The following is an 18,444-nucleotide window of genomic DNA, read 5'->3' as shown; positions in this document are numbered from 1 at the left end:
TATTTTTATTGTTTTAGGCCTTGCGTGCCTTGATCATCTCTATGCCGATGGGCTGTTGGTTACCTACGAATTGAAAGTAAAAATCATCAATTACGGTACTAGTTATGTTCAGATCAAATGGACACCACGATTTGACCTATCAACTGGCGATGTACATTACGATAGTTCGCTCACTCCGATCCCGGCAGGTCACACCCAGTATTTGGAACAAACATTCAATAAAGATATTTTGTTGGTGGGTGCTTCAACTCAAGGCTATTCGACGACTAGCCCTAGTAATAATGGGTGCGACCGCATTTTTGATTACGGTAAATATCTGATAACGATAACAATCAACTTAACGTTTTCGCGCACGATTACTATTGATACACGGGATTGCCGGTATGGCCGTGATATCTATGGAAATATTAGTTCCAGTAGTCCCTACTATCCGAATAAAGATTTTTTCGTTACCTACGATGCTTCAACAAATAATTTGTATTGCAGTCAATACGAGAACTTACTATCAACACCGATAAGCGAGGGCGCTACACGCGCTATATGGAACATAGCTGAGATAGGCGCACCGGTTACTTCATTTTTCAAAAACTTCAGTATTACTCCGACTTCAACAGCGGCCATGTCACCCGTCACAGTGAGTATCAATGGAGTAAATCAAACTTTGGCCAAAGATCAGACTTACCGCGCTGCACTGGGTTTTCAGGGCACCAATGTACCCGTCGTGACCCGCCTAAAAGCCGGTAGTAATATCTATTTTAGCAAATGGTCTGACGGCGTATTATTTGATACGGTGCGGACGTTTTATGTCGCCTCCAATGCCGTGGATGCCAAAGCGATATATAAGCAGAGCAATCATGTAGCTGCCGTACAAGGGCCGCAGATATTCACACAGAAACAAACGCTTAATTATTATTCTAATATGACCGGATCATACAAAGCCAGTTTCCAATGGTTCATCAAATGGAATTTTAGCGGTGTATGGCAGCCTCTATCTACAGGAGCGTCGGCTAGCGTAGTCCCTATGGATTCATACGAATATTGCTTCCAGCTTCGTTATTTTATGCGGGACACCATCAATGAGGTAGCAATGTACACCGCAGAAGATTATTCAGTAGATTATGTAGGCCAGTGTGAAGGTTGTGGCGGTAATCCGATAGCTTCAAAAGAGAGCGATCTATCGCAAAGCGTAGCGTCTGACAATTCGAGTTCTTACGGATTGCAGCTAGACTTTAGTACGATGAGCGATGTGGAGAAAAAAGAATGGCTTCGTCCGATCAAAGAAACCGTACGTGCCTCAGGTTATCACTTCCGCTGGACAGAAAACGATCCTTATACGGAAGGACTTGACCCATATGTAGAAGCATTGGATCAAGAGGAATCAATGGGGGCAAAATCTATACCGGAAACAATCCCAAGCACTACGCCTGAGATCAAGCCGGCATTATTGTCCAAAACTTCTTCCGCATCCTCACTTTCTTCCATGCCCGAACAGTTTAGAATCACCGCCAACTATCCTAATCCTTTTAATCCCAGTACAACGATTGCCTTTGAAGTGCCGCAAGAGACGCAAATAAAGCTGACGGTCTATAATACGCTCGGGCAGAAAGTGAAGACGCTTTATCGTGGTGTCAAGTCCACCGGTAGGCACACCGTGCAGTGGGATGCAACCAATGACAGCGGCAATATGCAACCAAGCGGCATATACATCGTGCGGCTTGAAGCGGGCACTCTCACACAAAGCCACAAGATCACGCTGATGAAGTAAGTAAAGAATCAAATACCTATTTACGCGGCACAGGTTATTCGCCTGTGCCGTTTTTTTTAGTTGCTATATATGAGTATAAAAACATCTCGCAGAGACGCTAAACAGAAAAACTTTACAAGTTCTTAGCGTCTTGGCGAGCATGTATTCCAATTTGATCGTTGTAACTTCTCATGAACATGAATTGTTTCTCGCAGAGACGCTAAGAAGAGAGAAATGCTATTGTCTATCTATCACTCATTTCCCCACAAACCCGTTGAGAATGTGCGGCAAATTTTTTATGTTTCACGCGTACCTTCAAATTAAGCAAAATCTATTTTTTAAGGATACAGCATGGAAACGGAAGTTTACAAACCCAAACATAAAATCCGATTTGTTACTGCGGCCAGTCTTTTTGACGGGCACGACGCGAGCATCAATGTGATGCGCCGTATCCTGCAATCGTCGGGCGCGGAAGTCATTCACCTCGGACACAATCGCAGCGCCGAAGACGTAGTCAATACGGCCATACAGGAAGACGCGCAAGCCATCGCGATGAGTTCGTATCAGGGTGGCCACGTCGAATACTTCAAATACATGCGCGATCTGCTCAATCAGAAAGGCGCCAAACATATCAAAATTTTCGGCGGCGGCGGCGGTGTGATCGTTCCCGACGAAATCAAAGAACTCGAAGCGTACGGCATTGACCGGATATACTCCCCCGAAGACGGTCGCATCATGGGGCTGCAAGGCATGATCAACGATATGCTGCGACGTACGGATTTTCCGACGATCGATCACGTCAACGGCGAAGTGGACGCTTTACCTAAAAAAAATCCGGGCACCATCGCCAAACTGATCACGTATGCCGAAAACGCCGTCGAAGAAAGTAACGGCGCACTCGACCAGCTTCGTAAAAAATTAGAAAAAATCAAACCGGCTACACGCATACCGATTCTCGGCATCACAGGTACCGGCGGCGCCGGCAAAAGTTCACTCACGGACGAACTGGTACGCCGTTTTATTCATGATTTTACGGATAAAACCGTGGCCATCATTTCCGTTGATCCGTCCAAACGTAAGACCGGCGGCGCTCTGCTGGGTGACCGCATTCGCATGAACAGCATCGTCAATGACCGCGTGTATATGCGTTCGCTCGCCACGCGCCAATCCAATCTGGCACTGAGTAAAGCCATTCAGGAAGCTATCGAAATCGTCAAAGCCGCAGCGTTTGATCTCATCATCGTCGAAACCGCCGGTATCGGTCAGTCGGATTCGGAAATCGTGGACCTCGTGGATGTCGCGATGTATGTGATGACCAGCGATTTCGGCGCAGCGACCCAGCTCGAAAAAATCGATATGATTGATTTTGCCGATATCGTCGTGCTCAACAAATTTGACAAACGCGGTTCGCTCGACGCGCTGCGCGACGTACGCAAACAGTACAAACGCTCCCGCAAGATGTTTACCGCCGAAGACGAAACGTTGCCTATTTTCGGAACCATCGCCAGCCAATTTAACGATCCCGGCGTCAATACGCTGTATGTGCATCTCATCGCCGCGCTTAATAAAAAAACCAACATCGGCTGGAATACCCGTATGACGATGACGGATGAGATGAGTAAAAAGAAATTTATCATCCCGCCCGAACGGACGCGGTACCTCAGCGAAATCACCGACACGGTCCGGGGTTATCACCGTTTTGCGGCAGAACAATCCGACGTAGCGCGTAAAATCTATCAACTCAGCGGCACCAAGTCGGTTTTTCAAAATCAGGATCAAATCGCCGGCGGACAGTTGCGCTCGTTTGATATGGAGCAAGGCGTGGACGGATCGGTACAACTTGATTTTAATAAAGTATCCAATACCGCCGAACTCATCACCGCGCTTGATCGCATGTTGGATAATCTGAATATCCGGTTGCGCCCGGAATTTCGTAAACGCCTCGAAGAGTGGAATGAATTTAAAAAACTTTATGCACAGGACAAAATGATCACCAAAGTGCGCGATAAGGAGATCATCAACGAACTTTCGACGCACTCGCTTTCCGGTACACGCATTCCCAAAGTTTCCCTCCCTCGGTATCAGGATTGGGGCGATCTGCTGTCATGGATCATGAAAGAAAATGTGCCCGGCGAATTTCCCTATACGGCCGGCGTTTTCCCATTCAAACGCACCAGCGAAGATCCGACGCGTATGTTTGCCGGCGAAGGAACACCCGAACGCACCAATCGTCGTTTTCATTATTTGTCCAAATCTCAGCCTTATGCACGTTTGTCCACGGCGTTTGATTCCGTCACGCTCTACGGCGAAGACCCCGATTACCGTCCGGACATTTACGGCAAAATCGGCAATTCCGGCGTTTCGATCTGTACGCTCGACGACATGAAAAAACTGTATGCCGGATTTGACCTCTGCGATCCCAATACGTCCGTCTCCATGACGATCAACGGCCCTGCGCCGATGATTCTCGCCATGTTCTTTAATACCGCCATTGATCAACAGGTCGAAAAACACCTACGGCAAAACGGTAAAACGGATAAACTGAACAAAACCAAATTTGATCACAGCCATCCGCATTATGAAAAAGCCATCAAATACGACGGCGTGCTTTTCGGATACGGTACGCTCGGCACGACGGGAGACCGCTTGGTAGATCGGGAAACCTATGAAAAAATCAAAGCCGATACGCTCAAGGTCGTGCGCGGCACGGTGCAGGCGGATATTCTCAAAGAAGATCAGGCGCAGAACACTTGTATCTTCTCGACGGAGTTTGCTCTCAAAATGATGGGCGACATGCAGGATTATTACGTACGTAAACAAATTCGCAATCACTACTCCGTCAGCATTTCCGGATACCACATCGCCGAAGCCGGTGCCAACCCGATCACGCAGGCCGCTTTTACATTATCCAACGGATTCACTTTTGTGGAATACTATCTCTCGCGCGGAATGCATGTGGACGACTTTGCGCCGAATCTTTCGTTCTTTTTCAGCAACGGGCTTGATCCGGAATATTCCGTTATCGGTCGTTGTGCGCGCCGCATCTGGTCTATCGCCATGAAGTACAAATACAAAGGCAATGACCGTTCGCAAAAACTCAAATACCACATCCAGACCAGCGGTCGCAGTTTGCATGCGATGGAGATTGATTTCAACGACATTCGCACCACGCTGCAAGCACTGATGGCGATCTACGATAACTGCAATTCGCTCCACACCAATGCCTACGACGAAGCGATCACGACGCCGACGGAGGAATCCGTACGACGTGCCATGGCGATTCAGCTCATCATCAATAAAGAACTCGGTTTAGCGAAGAATGAAAATTCACTCCAGGGCTCTTTCATCATCGAAGAGTTGACCGATCTCGTGGAAGAGGCGATTCTGGGCGAATTTGATCGCATCTCCGAACGCGGCGGTGTATTAGGTGCGATGGAAACGATGTATCAGCGCAATAAAATACAGGAAGAATCTTTGCTGTACGAAAGCCTCAAACACGACGGCAAACTTCCGATCATCGGCGTCAATACGTTTCTCAATCCCAAAGGCGTAAGCGAAGCGCAACCGACGGAACTCATCCGCTCAACCAAAGAAGAAAAAGAACAGCAGATCGTCAACGTGCATAATTTTTGGAAAACCAACGATGGCACGACCCAAGGCGCCTTGGACACGTTGTCCCAAGTGGCTCTGCAAAACGGCAATATTTTCGAACAACTGATGGAAACGGCCAAAACATGTTCCTTGGGACAAATCAGTTCCACGCTGTATAAGGTCGGCGGTCAATACCGCAGGAATATGTAGGAAGACAAACGAATTCAATTTGCATGGACACGATCATACTCCTGACGATTTCCAATATCTTTATGACTTTTGCATGGTACGGCCATCTGAAGTATAAAGATTCGCCGTTGTGGATTGCCATTCTCATAAGCTGGGGTATCGCGTTTGTGGAATATTGCTTTCAAGTGCCGGCCAATCGCTGGGGTCACGGACGATTTAATGCCGCAGAACTCAAAACCATTCAGGAAGTCATCACGCTTACCGTATTTTGTGTGTTTTCCGTATTGTACCTCAAAGAAGAATTAAAATGGAATTACCTCGTGGGCTTCGCTCTGATGATCGCTGCTGTTTTTTTCATATTCAAAAAGTGGTAGTTCCGTCACGCGTTATCCCCTATCACGGCTGATATCCTGAAAGTTGGCTCATGAAAAACACGATTTCTTTTTTACTCGACGGTCGGCACGAATCTATTACGTTCGGACCGGACTGTCCTTATACACCGATCACGACGGTCCTGCAGTACCTGCGCAGTTTGCCGGATCGCAAAGGCACCAAAGAAGGTTGCGCGGAAGGCGACTGCGGCGCATGTACGGTGGTCATCGGCGAAACCGCACAAGCCGGCACGGTACGCTACACCGCCGTGGACAGTTGTTTGATATTTTTACCGATGCTCCATGGTAAACAGCTTCTGACCGTAGAAAGCCTCACACGCGATGAAAAACATCTTCACCCCGTGCAACATGCGTTGGTCGAAAAACACGGAACGCAATGCGGTTTTTGTACGCCGGGTTTCGTCATGTCCATGTTCGCACTGTATAAAAATCATCCCAACCCCACGCGCGAAACCATCAACGATGCGCTGACCGGTAATCTCTGTCGCTGCACGGGTTACCGTCCGATCGTCGAAGCGGCGGCCACAGCCTGTGTGAATGAAAGGCACGACGCGCTGAGCGAAAACGAATCGCGCCACTACGATCAGCTTTCGACGATCATACACGGGACGATTGCGATTCACACAGTGCACCATCGCTATGTCAAACCCGCCACTCTCAGTGAGGCCTTACTTTACCTTGCCGAACACCCGGAAGCCCTGATCATCAGCGGCGCCACCGACATCACACTGCGTGTGACTAAAAAGCACGAATCGCTTACTTCTATTCTCGACCTCTCCGATGTACCGGAACTCAAAAATGTATCGGAATCGGGCGACAAATTGATCCTCGGTGCCGGACTTTCGCTCAACCAAGTGCGAGACATCGTAAAAACTTCACACCCTGCGCTGTATGACATACTCCAAGTATTCGGCTCGCTGCAAATACGTCATCTCGCCACGCTCGGCGGAAATCTCGGAAGCGCTTCGCCCATCGGGGATACGTTGCCCGTATTATTGGCGTATCAAGCCAAAATTCTATTGGAAAGCGTACACGGTCAACGCCGCGTGGATATGGATGCATTTATCACCGGTTACCGTACGACCGTTCGTAAAGCCGATGAAATCATCACGGCTGTAAAACTTCCCAAAGTCCAACCCGGTACGATTGTACGTTCATACAAGGTATCTAAGCGCAAAGACCTTGACATATCCACCGTCAGCGCGGCATTTCGGCTTGAGCGTAGCAACGACGGTGCCATCCGAAAAATCATTATGGCTTATGGCGGCATGGCTGAAAAAACCAAACGTGCCGAACGCACCGAAGCTTTCCTCACCGGCAAACCTTGGACACGCGCTGCCATCGAATCTGCAATGCCCCTCATTGACTTGGAATTTCGTCCCATATCCGATGCGCGCTCCGGTGCCGAATTTAGACGCACGGTGGCCCGCAATCTCCTGTTGAAATTTTGGAGTGAGACGAATTTAATGTGTTAACAGCCTCGTAATTGCGTACTTGCGACGTACGGTTGATTCGGCGACTATCTTTGAGAGGTATGTGCACTTACTATATCAAAAAATTTCTTTCTATATCTCTTTGCGGCTTTGCGAGGGTAAATTCATTCTCGCCAAGACGCGAAGACTCAAAAATTATCAAAACCTTCATAATTGAATTTAAATGCGCTAAAACGACGAGCGCTTGATTTACTGCTTATATTTTGACAATCATGAGGCCGCTATTAATTCGTTTTTTCACTACTCTATCGGTTAAGGAGTTTTTTCTATGCGTATTGAAAACGCACCATTTCAGGTTTTTGATTTATCCAATACATCGCCGGTGACGCATCAAGGCGAAACCGGCCAAGCGTTGTGGCAAACCGTTTCGCACGGTAATGTACGCATGCGTATCGTGACGTATTCACCCGGTTATCTCGCCGATCATTGGTGTGAAAAAGGCCATGCCGTGTTTGTGCTGGAAGGCGCTTTTGTATCCGAACTGCAAGACGGGCGCCGATTTGAACTCACGCAAGGCATGAGTTATATCGTAGCCGATCATGCCGAACCGCACCGCTCGTATTCCGCATCGGGCGTCAAACTCCTCATTGTTGATTAAACTATACTTTTAATAATAAAAAATTGGTGATCATTTGAAACACAGTTTCCAGAGTGCCGTAGTTTTTTTTGGGTTATTCATCGCTTTCGTTCCTTATATAAAGGCACAGAATGCAACGTTTGAAATGGTTATTCAGAGTACGCATACCGGTGAAGTCGCGTCGGTGGATTTTGCTCCGGACGGCAAAACTTTCATCACCGCCTCGCATGATCGCACGGTACGCCTGTGGAGTCGCGACGGACGCTTGATGCGTATCTTCACGGCTGAAGAGCCGGTATGGTCAGCACGTTTTTCACCCGACGGAAAACATATCATCGCGGCCGGCAGCGGTAAACAAATCTATTTGTGGAATGTACTCGGAAAACTGGTCAACACATTTGAAACGGATCAAGGCCCGGTCACGTCAATTCAATTTGCACCGGACGGGCTTCGGTTTGCCTTCGGCAATCACAATGCCGTTGTTTTGGGAAATATTGACGGCACGTTCGAAAACGCTTTGGAAGGCCATCGCGGCATGGTACTTGGCGTTGCTTTTTCATCCGACGGGCTTTTGATCGCCAGTTGCAGTGAAGATCAATCCGTTCGTATATGGAACTGTTTCGGTGACAGCGTAGGTATAATCCGAAAATTTTCTGCAAAAGTGACCAATGTGCTTTTTTCACCCGACGGGACTTCCCTTTTCACTTCCGGATTTGATCCGTTTATCCGCGAATGGTCGCTCGAAGGAAAACTGATTCGCACCTACAGCGGCCACAGCGATAACATATATGCACTTGATATTTCGAACGACGGAAAATTTCTTTTATCCGGCAGCTATGATCGTACCATGCGCATCTGGGATCGTGACGGAAAGACATTACGCAAATTTGAACGCCTTCATCGTGAAGCCATTTCCGATGTATGTTTTTCGCCGGACGGCATGGAAATCGCCAGCGCAAGTTTCGACAAATCGGCAGCGCTTTGGAAATCGGACGGCACTCTCCAGCAGGTTATCGGTACGACATACCAACCGGGCGAAGGCGGTCATTGGGTACAAAGTATCGCTTGGACGCCCGATCGTGAACATTTTATAACCGCCCATTGGGATCAACGTATTGTCGTGTGGAATACTACAGGTGGCATTTATGCACGTATCCAGACACCATCCAAGATCGTCATGGCGATGGATGTTTCACCCAACGGCGCGTTATTCGCTGTAGGAACCGGTGACGGGTTTGTACATGTATACTCTTTGGAAGGTCGTTTGTTGGCAACTTTCAACGCACAATCTCCGATTGATTGCATTACCTTCACGCCCGACGGCGAACGCATTCTTTCAGGCGGGTTTGATCGCCGCGTTTCGGTTTGGAATATCAAAACCAAAATCCGTGAGCGCACGTTCGGCCCGATCAAAGATCGCGTCAACTCGATCAGCGTAGCGCCCGACGGCCACAGCATAATAACAGGCAGCAATTTCGGTGAAGTAAAACTTTGGCATAGTAACGGAACATTACAAAAAACACTCACCGGGCATGGTGATTACGGCATGATCGTCAGTGTTCGTTTTTCGCCGGACGGAAAGTATTTTGCCGCTCTTAATGTCAATGATAACAAAAATCTTATTGTACGCGATCGTGCTGGCAATACTGTTTTCGAAATCCCAACTGATCACGGTAAAAATTTTGGTGCCGTTGCATTTTCGCCGGACGGAAAATTCTTAGCCTATACCGTCAACGATAAAATAGAATTGTGCCGGATGGATGGTGCGCCGGTTAAGACTTTTACCGGTCACGTCGGATACGTCAACACGCTCGCTTTTTCACCGGATGGCAAACATCTCCTTAGCGGCGGCGATGACGGTACTTCGCGTCTTTGGCATGTGGGCCTCATGGAAAACGCCGTTTTTATGTCCGATGATCACGAATGGATCATGTTCACTCCCGAAGGTTTATTTGACGCTTCGACCGGTGGCGGCCGATTTGTCGCAATGATCAACTCCATGCACGCTTATGGTGTAGATCAATTTGCCACAGCGAATAACAGACCGGACTTGATTCTCGAACGTTTGGCGATCGGCAGTGACGAGCTACGCCAACATTACGCGGCGTGCTATCGGAAACGATTACCATCCGACGCCGGAACCAACCCCACAACTACCGCACCAACCGTAGTGATCCGTGAAAGCCGTCAAAATAATATAACCGTTCATATGGAGTTGATATTCGCCTCGGAGCAAAGTTCGCTTCGATCCTATCAAATCTATGTCAATAACGTACCCCTGTTTGGTGTGCATGGAAAACCGATCAACGGGCATCACGTAATCGCCAGCGATTCTGTTTTATTGATATCCGGTACGAACAAAATCGAAGTGTCGTGCCGTGATGAACGAGGTATTGAATCGTTGCGCGCGTGGCAACAGGTTACGTCGCCCGTGCAATCGCCGTCACATATTTATTTTCTCGGATTTGGTGTTTCGCAATACCGTGACTCCATGCTGAATCTTCGTTACGCGGACAAGGATGTACGCGATCTGGCCGCGATGTTTTCATCTTTACCATCCGCACAAAGTACGCACGTGCATACGTTTCTCAACGACCGTGTTACGCGAAACCAATTACGATCGGCGGCCGAATTTCTACAATCGGCAGGTCCTAATGATGTCGTCATCATGTTTATTGCGGGTCACGGCATGTATTCCGCCGGGACGGATGCCACGTATTATTATCTCCCCTATGAAGCCGATCGCGAACATTTGGAATCATCATCCATTCCGTTTGAAGAGTTTGAAAATCTGCTGCACGGTATAGCGCCCCGTCGCAAATTATTTTTTATGGATACGTGCGAATCAGGCGAGGCAGAAGACGAAGGCGGTACGTTGTCGGCTCAAAATAATATCCCGGCACGTTCGCGGGCAGTGCGCGGTTTTCGCACACCCGGGAAAAAACGGCGTTACCTGTATCAAAAAGATCGTTACATATACAACAATCTTTCGCGGCGTTCCGGTGCGATCGTGTTTTCCTCATCTCTCGGTGGCGAGTATTCGTATGAACGCGATGATTTTGCCAACGGTCTTTTTACAGAAGCTTTGATGCAGGCGTTTAACGGTGCCGCGGATACCAATCGGGATTCATTTATAGATACGCAGGAGTTACGCCGGTATCTCCGCGAAACGGTCGCATCATGGTCCGGCGATCAGCAGCACCCGACCGTTGATCGTGATAACATTTTTCAAACCGTCAAACTTCCCGTACTCCGGAAACGCCCGTGAACGAAAATTGCATTTCAAAATATATTTGATAGATTTATTCATGCACTCCTCCATCCCTCATGACAGCGCGGCCAAACATGTGTCCGGCCGTTCGGTTTATATTGACGACATCCCGGAGCCGCCGCAAATGCTGCACGGTCACGTGGTGTATAGTGCTCATGCACACGCACGCATCACGCATATCGAACTTGAAGATGCACGCGCTTCCGCGGGAATCCATGCCGTGCTGACCTGGCGCGATATACCCGGCCACAACCAAATGGGGCCCGTTGTACATGATGAACCGTGCCTCGCAGAACACGAAACGACCTGTATCGGCCAGGCTATCGTACTGATTGCGGGTGACTCACCCGAAGCATGCTTTCAGGCGGCGAAAAAAATAAAAATCGAATATGAGCCTCTGGAAGTGATTACCGATTTGCCGACCGCGATTCAAAAAAATGCACTGCTCGGACCGGCGCGAAAAATCCGTCGCGGCAAACCCGATGAGTACTTGCAAAACGCAGCGTATCGGCTTAACGGGTCGCTGTTTACCGGAGCGCAGGAACACTGGTATTTAGAAACACAGACCTGTCTTGCGGTACCGGGCGAAGGCGATGAAATCAATCTCTACAGTTCCACACAACATCCTTCCGAAACGCAAGCGATTGTCTCCGAAGTTTTAGGCATTGCCAAACATGACGTCGTCGTCGAAGTGCGGCGTATGGGCGGCGGTTTCGGCGGTAAAGAAACGCAAGGCAACCACACGGCTGCGTGGGCGGCTTTGCTGGCCCGGTCCACCGGACGCCATGTAAAAATTCGACTATTTCGTGATGACGATCAGATCATGACGGGAAAACGTCACCCGTTTTTATCGCATTATGAAGTCGGATTTGATGACCACGGAAAAATCACGGCTCTAAAGATCGAACTGAATGCCGACGCCGGCGCTGCTACGGATTTATCTTTTGCGATTTTAGAACGTGCGATGTTGCACAGTGACAATGCTTATTTCATCCCGCATATCGAGATCATCGGCAACGCATGGAAAACCAATCTTCCATCCAACACAGCATTTCGCGGATTCGGCGGCCCGCAAGGTATGGCCGTTATCGAAAACATCATTGACCAGATAGCACGAAGCCTGCAAAAAGATGCCGCAGAAGTCCGTCAAATTAATTTTTACGGAACGAACGAAAATCAGACGACGCCTTACGGGCAAGTGATCGAACAAAATCGTTTGCCGGTCATCTTTGAACAACTTATGAATACTTCCGATTATTGGGAGCGCCGCCGCGCCATTCACCTGTTTAACACCGAGAATGAATTTCAGAAAAAAGGGATAGCCCTCACGCCGGTAAAATTCGGTATTTCATTTACGACTTCTTTTCTCAATCAAGCCGGCGCACTGGTTCATATCTACAAAGACGGCAGCGTACTCGTCAACCACGGTGGCACGGAAATGGGTCAGGGACTCCACACGAAAATTGCTCAAATTGCTGCCAAAGAACTCGGCGTGCCTCTCACCCGCATCAAAGTCAATGCGACCAATACATCTAAAGTTCCGAATACATCCGCCACAGCGGCTTCGGCCGGAACGGATCTCAACGGCATGGCCGTCAAAAATGCGATTGATCAATTAAAATTGCGATTGATGCGTGTCGCCGCGGATTATTTTAATGAGCGGGCTCTCGAAGTGCGCTCATCGCCGGATGATATCGTATTTGAGGATGATACGGTTTATGATATGCGTTATCCAAAGCGTCTTATAAAATTTGACGAACTGATGCCGATCGCGGTTATGAAACAGGTCAGCCTCAGTGCTACAGGTTATTATCGTACACCGGGAATATTTTTTGACAGAGAAAAAGGCGAAGGACGACCTTTTCATTATTTTGCTTACGGTATGTGCATTACTGAAGTGTTGGTTGACACGCTCACCGGCGGGTATTCATTTTTACGCTCGGATATATTGCACGATGTCGGCGAATCCATCAATCCTGCGATCGACATAGGCCAGATCGAAGGCGGCTATATTCAAGGCCTCGGTTGGTGTACCACCGAAGAAATAAAACACGACGCGGCGGGTCGTTTACTCACCCATTCGCCCGATACGTACAAAATCCCCGGCGTGCAGGATATTCCCAAAGATTTTCGCGTTGCACTTTTACAAAACGCACCCAACGCCAATACGATACATTCCAGTAAAGCCGTCGCCGAACCGCCTTTTATGCTAGGTCTTTCAGGCTGGCTCGCGATCAAAGATGCCGTGTCGGCCGTAAGCCATCATCGCTACGAGCCGGAATTTACATTACCGGCTACGAATGAAGCCGTATTAACAGCCATCGAAAAATTGAAATCCAAAATAAAACCACAGTAACATACATCTATGTCCAAAAAACACATCTTGATCGGCGTCGCCGGAGGAACTGCTTCCGGTAAAACATCCGTATCCAAAAAAATCTTTGAAACCCTTGGCGGTCATAATCAAGTAGTCATCATCGCTCAGGATTCGTATTACAAAGATTTATCGCAAATCCCGCATCAGGAACGCGCCGGTCATAATTTTGATCATCCCGACGCTTTCGATAATCATTTGTTAGTTGATCATCTTAAACAAGCGCTGCGCGGGGAAACCATTCGCATTCCCAACTACGATCATAAGACCCATGCACGCACTTCGGAAGTGACAGCTCTCGAACCGCACAAAGTGATCCTACTGGAAGGTATTCTGATTTTAGAAAACCCCGAATTACGCGATCTGATGGATATCAAAGTCTATATTGATACCGACGCGGATGTTAGGCTGATTCGCCGTTTGCAGAGAGATATACGTGAGCGTGCACGTACGATTGATTCCGTCATCGAGCAGTATGAAAAATTTGTGCGCCCCATGCACTTACAATTTGTCGAACCCTCCAAACGCTATGCCGATATTATCATCCCGCACGGTGTAGAAAATGTCGTCGGCGTGGATATTCTGATGACTAAAATCCGCACGCTGCTAAACGAAATCCAATAAGCTACGGCGACCACCCAAAACAATGCGCACATTTCTCAATAAGAACCGCATAGCCGGGTTTATCATATACCCTTTGGGCGATCTGATAACGCAAATCATATGGGGTGAGGTTAACGCAGTACGCATTGTGACAATGGCTCTCGCGGGCGGTTTGATCTATGCGTTTGAGATCCCCTTATACTTCGGATGGATCAACCGAACTTTCAACCATTGGTTCCCACGCACACTCGCCGCTATCGCATATTTTAATCCGCTTTGGATCGCCCGGCATATTTTTCTTATTCGTGCAAGTCTCAACCCGTCAACCATTCTGACTTGGCCTTCGTTATCGGTTTTACTACACACTTCCTGGATGAGCGGCTTATCTTCTTTTACCGGTGCGATCGTGATTTCTTTTGCCGGTAACTACATCATACAAAACACAGTTCCTCTCGAACGGCGTTTTATTGCAAGCAGCGTTTTTAGCGGGCTCATGGCCATTTATTACGCCGTATCTGAAACGTACCTTAGATAAATTATTTTTGATTCTCTATTTCGCCGATAAAATGTAGTGGCCATTGCGATAGAAGCCATACTCCCAATCCCGTCAAAACGAACAAAACATCCGAACTACCCCATTGTTTCGATACATTTAGCGGAGAATACCCGTTGAACTCAAAAAGCAACGTCACACCGATACATGCGATTAGGACTGTCAGAGCAAGCATGATATTACTTCTGAATTTCAGCTGTGCCGTTTTTTTCTCTTTTAACCGTATTGCGGCCTGTATGTATATCCAGCGATAAAATGGAACCACAGCCTGATTTTTAGTTTCATCGCGCAGTATTTTGATTCGGGGTGTTACTTCTGCAATCATTCGGCAATTTTCACATTCACGGATATGATGGTGAATCTCATCACTCCATCGGTTGTCAGTTATTGATTGTAACACTTTAGCTTCGTATTCACAGTTAGTCATGCCGGTTTTCCTTTGTTATTCCTAAACGGGTGAGTACGTCTGTCAATTGTTTTTTCGCTCTGAAAAGTAATACTTTTACGCTGGATGGTTTTAATTCCAAAGCACGTGCAATTTCTTCATGGGTATAATCTTCGGCATACGCCATCCACAAAAGTGCGCGTTGTTGCGGCGGTAATTGATCAAACGCAGTGGTAAAATCCACGGCTTCTCCGTACACAGCCGTCTTCATGAACACATTCTCATCTACGTCGTCCCATGCCACTGTTCTTTTGGTTTTACGCAAGTGGTCCCTGAATAGATTAGTCGCCGTTTGAAACAGATAGGATTTGCGTTGCGCGTCCGTAAGTGAATCTATATCGCGATGCAACAGACGAATAAAGCTCTCTTGCACAATATCGTCTGCCAACGATGCATCACCGGTCAGGCGCAATGCATAAGCCCATAACGTCTTTGCGTAGGATTCGTAAAATATTTTAAAATCATCTTCTCGCATGTCGGTTACTTGCGGTCACCGAATAAGTTCCATTTTTTGCCAAGCCATACGGTGACGTATGCATTGACAGCAAGCCCGATTCCGATGGCAACGGCAAGACTACCCCAATAATAAAAGTCCTGCGCTTTACTCACATAATTTGAATCCGTCTCAAAACGATATGAATACGCGTTGATAATCATAGCAACGCCTATTAGCATCAGTAATAATGCGCCGGTCACATAACGGATTATTTTAAAATGAACTCCCGATTCATGATTTGTAAATATTCTTTTCCCTTCTTCACTTTGTACAAATGTTATGAATTCCGGGCTGGATGAAAATTTTTTTGCCAACTCATGCTGCAATTCCAATTGTTTCAGTCGTTCCCGATGACGCATTTGTGTCTTACGCGTCCAGAGCCATAAAGCCCACCCGATCAACAGCATTAGCGCAGGAAACAGTACGACTTCTTCTAACATAATATTTCTCCGATTCTGTATTGGTTATTCGATGCGTGCAACTCGCTCAGAAAACTCATCATCCCATATAAACTCAAAATACGTTATTTTTTGCTCATTGGCAGGTATTCGTATTCGAACAAATGGTTTCCCTTCCATCGCCAATATATTTTGCCCGTAATTCATAAGTCTGAACTGCTGTTTATCCTTATTGACATAATAATACATTCCGTTTTCGTAAATTATTTGCCTTCCTTCGTTGTAAGAACCACACAGCGTACTCCGGAAGTATTCGGGCATGGTTTGCGGAGCTATTGCATATTCCCACACCGGTATTTGCCAAAGGTAGGATTGTTTTAATTCCTTTATCTTGGAAGAAGAAGCGAAAGTTTTACATATCTCCAGTTTCGCCTTTTCAAGTGCGAGCTCAGAAGCGATGACATGATCCGGCTGAACACCATGACCTTCCACCGGCAGTTTTTCGGGCCACACATTCTTGCTGACCGCTGTTGGAATCATCATGTACAGATTGTCATTTAGTATAAACAATTCTCCAGGATTTCCTTCGCCTCTAGTCCGTTCACCGACAACTATGGCGCGCCCCGACGACTGCAGCACCGATGCCATACCTTCCGCCGCCGATGAGGTTTTACGACTCACCAAAAGAAATAACGGCACATCATTCGGAATTTTCTTTACGGATGTATCCGATGGAATCCTAATTTCTTCAACGCGATTGTTTTTACGATAGTGAAACTCACCGATTTTCTGGCGATCCGGCAAAAAATAACTAAGCAAATAATGCAAGGTTTCGGAATGACCGCCGCCATTGTCCCGCAAATCTATTATGATGGCATCAGAATGTCTTATAAACGTCATTGAAGCGCTGATCGCTTCCTTGGCCACATCAAGTTCGGTAAAATTTAGGAAACGAAAATAGCCTATATTTCCATCCATCCATTCCACTTTGCGAAGTCTGAAATTTTCAAAACGCAATCGCTCGAACCATTCTTTAGTCAACGGTAATTTTTTACCATCATTGTCTTTTTCCATTTTAATTTGTTTAACGCGACGCGGATCAAAAGTAATCTTAATATGTTGATCAGATAAAGCTGTGGTCAAATCTTCATTGAGAACCTGAATAAACGCCTCCCCATCTCTGAACGAATCATATCCCCTATTTTTCAATTTATCTACCAGCATCTTTCCGACGATTTTTGCTTTATCCGGAAAAACATAATGTTCATCTAACAAACCTGCCGTTGTTTCAATAATCGCGGCTTTCTGTTCATGTGTAATTTGTTGGGCTGATGCATGTACTATCCCAGCGAATAGCGCCATGTACAAAATGAATACATACCGGGTCATACGTTCTCCTTAGTATAAAGAAGCCTTTATACTAAGACGTTTGATACGTAGAAAGGTTAACAACGCGTAATTAATTTTATCAGAAAGAGGCCGCACACATTTGATAAAGAACTTTATACGAACGTCATCACAAGACTCATACTTAAGCTCATATCAACAATTATATTAGTGCCAGACCAAGTGTAAATGTTCCTTGTATTGTTGATAGTTACAGTCGTAGCTTGATTACGATTGAGGATTCTTGAAAAAAAACTCCATACCGCATTCACGCGTTTTGACATATTTTTTTTTTGACTGCACATAAGGAGCGCTGTGGTTTTCTCGGAACAACATCTCACGCAGATTTTATCCGCCATACATTTTTCAGCCGAAAAACACCGGCACCAGCGACGCAAAGATCCTGCTGCGTCGCCGTATATCAATCATCCGATTCAGGTTGCAGAGTTACTTTGGCGTGTAGCTGAAGTACGCGATCCCGATATTATCGTGGCCGCAATTTTACATGATACCATAGAGGATACACAAACCACACCCGATGAAATCCTCGGATTATTCGGAAAGACTGTTCTTACTATGGTATTAGAAGTAACCGACGATCCGTCGTTAATGAAGAGCGAACGTAAACAAAAGCAGATTGCTACCGCTGCCGCATTGAGCCCTGCCGCTAAGGTCATACGCCTTGCCGACAAGATTTGCAACGTACGCGATGTGACGCATTCGCCGCCACGAGGATGGGATACGCTGCGGCGTAAAGAATATTATGATTGGACTGAAAAAGTGGTGACGGGATTGCGAGGTGTCAATCCTGCGCTAGAATTGTTCTACGATCAGGTATTAGCCGAAGGTCACGCATTAATTCCGTAGCTAAATGCAACTCATTCTTTAGATCGAATATGCTCTACGATCGTTTTACCGTGAAAACGTCCGTT

At 47.0% G+C, this 18,444-nt stretch carries 14 protein-coding genes; 10 read left to right on the top strand and 4 right to left on the bottom strand.

From position 1 onward, the window contains the following. The 9 genes from HUU58_15330 to HUU58_15290 all read left to right on the top strand — a co-directional run. A partial coding sequence (locus HUU58_15330) for a T9SS type A sorting domain-containing protein (GenBank protein ID NUN47046.1) occupies positions 1 to 1,765 on the top strand: 1,765 nt, incomplete at its 5' end. 330 nt (positions 1,766 to 2,095) lie between these two features. Further along, positions 2,096 to 5,545 (top strand): methylmalonyl-CoA mutase family protein, encoded by a 3,450-nt coding sequence (locus HUU58_15325; GenBank protein NUN47045.1) that lies wholly within the window; start codon positions 2,096 to 2,098, stop codon positions 5,543 to 5,545. A gap of 23 nt (positions 5,546 to 5,568) precedes the next feature. Further along, entirely contained in the window at positions 5,569 to 5,898 is a 330-nt protein-coding gene (locus HUU58_15320) for a DMT family protein (GenBank protein NUN47044.1), read from the top strand. A 50-nt stretch (positions 5,899 to 5,948) separates the two neighbouring features. Continuing rightward, positions 5,949 to 7,391 carry a xanthine dehydrogenase small subunit gene (gene xdhA / locus HUU58_15315; protein ID NUN47043.1) on the top strand — a complete coding sequence of 481 codons (1,443 nt, stop codon included), beginning with the start codon at positions 5,949 to 5,951 and terminating at the stop codon, positions 7,389 to 7,391. Between the two features lie 286 nt (positions 7,392 to 7,677). Beyond that, positions 7,678 to 8,007, top strand: coding sequence for a DHCW motif cupin fold protein (locus HUU58_15310; protein ID NUN47042.1), 330 nt, complete (start codon positions 7,678 to 7,680; stop codon positions 8,005 to 8,007). A gap of 34 nt (positions 8,008 to 8,041) precedes the next feature. Continuing rightward, entirely contained in the window at positions 8,042 to 11,254 is a 3,213-nt protein-coding gene (locus HUU58_15305; GenBank protein NUN47041.1) for a caspase family protein, read from the top strand. Positions 11,255 to 11,294: 40 nt separating this feature from the next. Further along, a complete protein-coding gene (gene xdhB / locus HUU58_15300) occupies positions 11,295 to 13,613 on the top strand; it encodes a xanthine dehydrogenase molybdopterin binding subunit (GenBank protein NUN47040.1) in 2,319 nt (772 codons plus the stop codon). A gap of 9 nt (positions 13,614 to 13,622) precedes the next feature. After that, a complete protein-coding gene (gene udk / locus HUU58_15295) occupies positions 13,623 to 14,255 on the top strand; it encodes a uridine kinase (protein ID NUN47039.1) in 633 nt (210 codons plus the stop codon). 22 nt (positions 14,256 to 14,277) lie between these two features. Beyond that, positions 14,278 to 14,769 (top strand): hypothetical protein, encoded by a 492-nt coding sequence (locus HUU58_15290; GenBank protein ID NUN47038.1) that lies wholly within the window; start codon positions 14,278 to 14,280, stop codon positions 14,767 to 14,769. Position 14,770: 1 nt separating this feature from the next. Here the strand turns inward: HUU58_15290 and HUU58_15285 are convergent, their stop codons facing one another. Genes HUU58_15285 through HUU58_15270 form a run of 4 tightly spaced genes read right to left on the bottom strand, consistent with a single transcriptional unit; the run spans position 14,771 to position 17,515 of the window. Further along, complete coding sequence (locus HUU58_15285) at positions 14,771 to 15,214, bottom strand: hypothetical protein (protein NUN47037.1); 444 nt, start codon at positions 15,212 to 15,214, stop codon at positions 14,771 to 14,773. Further along, positions 15,207 to 15,707, bottom strand: a complete 501-nt coding sequence (locus HUU58_15280; GenBank protein ID NUN47036.1) for an RNA polymerase sigma factor — start codon at positions 15,705 to 15,707, stop codon at positions 15,207 to 15,209. The genes HUU58_15285 and HUU58_15280 overlap by 8 nt, the downstream gene beginning before the upstream one ends. Positions 15,708 to 15,712: 5 nt before the next feature. After that, positions 15,713 to 16,168: a hypothetical protein gene (locus tag HUU58_15275; protein NUN47035.1), complete on the bottom strand. Its 456-nt coding sequence runs from the start codon at positions 16,166 to 16,168 to the stop codon at positions 15,713 to 15,715. A 24-nt stretch (positions 16,169 to 16,192) separates the two neighbouring features. Further along, positions 16,193 to 17,515, bottom strand: a complete 1,323-nt coding sequence (locus tag HUU58_15270) for a S41 family peptidase (protein ID NUN47034.1) — start codon at positions 17,513 to 17,515, stop codon at positions 16,193 to 16,195. 312 nt (positions 17,516 to 17,827) lie between these two features. On the opposite strand from HUU58_15270, the gene HUU58_15265 reads away from it, so the two are divergent. Next, positions 17,828 to 18,379, top strand: a complete 552-nt coding sequence (locus HUU58_15265) for a bifunctional (p)ppGpp synthetase/guanosine-3',5'-bis(diphosphate) 3'-pyrophosphohydrolase (protein ID NUN47033.1) — start codon at positions 17,828 to 17,830, stop codon at positions 18,377 to 18,379. Positions 18,380 to 18,444 lie beyond the last annotated feature (65 nt).

The organism is bacterium (genome assembly GCA_013360215.1).
Taxonomy (GTDB): Bacteria; CLD3; CLD3; order SB21; family SB21; genus JABWCP01.
The sequence above is the reverse complement of the archived record's forward strand: the minus strand, read 5'-3'. Positions and strand labels throughout refer to the sequence as shown.

Excerpts from the sequence above, each read along its gene's own strand:
- xdhB (NUN47040.1), top strand. The coding sequence starts at position 11,295 with ATGCACTCCTCCATCCCTCATGACAGCGCGGCCAAACATGTGTCCGGC.
- HUU58_15285 (NUN47037.1), bottom strand. The coding sequence starts at position 15,214 with ATGACTAACTGTGAATACGAAGCTAAAGTGTTACAATCAATAACTGAC.
- HUU58_15270 (NUN47034.1), bottom strand. The coding sequence starts at position 17,515 with ATGACCCGGTATGTATTCATTTTGTACATGGCGCTATTCGCTGGGATA.
- udk (NUN47039.1), top strand. The coding sequence starts at position 13,623 with ATGTCCAAAAAACACATCTTGATCGGCGTCGCCGGAGGAACTGCTTCC.
- HUU58_15280 (NUN47036.1), bottom strand. The coding sequence starts at position 15,707 with ATGCGAGAAGATGATTTTAAAATATTTTACGAATCCTACGCAAAGACG.
- HUU58_15275 (NUN47035.1), bottom strand. The coding sequence starts at position 16,168 with ATGTTAGAAGAAGTCGTACTGTTTCCTGCGCTAATGCTGTTGATCGGG.
- HUU58_15325 (NUN47045.1), top strand. The coding sequence starts at position 2,096 with ATGGAAACGGAAGTTTACAAACCCAAACATAAAATCCGATTTGTTACT.
- HUU58_15320 (NUN47044.1), top strand. The coding sequence starts at position 5,569 with ATGGACACGATCATACTCCTGACGATTTCCAATATCTTTATGACTTTT.
- HUU58_15290 (NUN47038.1), top strand. The coding sequence starts at position 14,278 with ATGCGCACATTTCTCAATAAGAACCGCATAGCCGGGTTTATCATATAC.
- xdhA (NUN47043.1), top strand. The coding sequence starts at position 5,949 with ATGAAAAACACGATTTCTTTTTTACTCGACGGTCGGCACGAATCTATT.
- HUU58_15310 (NUN47042.1), top strand. The coding sequence starts at position 7,678 with ATGCGTATTGAAAACGCACCATTTCAGGTTTTTGATTTATCCAATACA.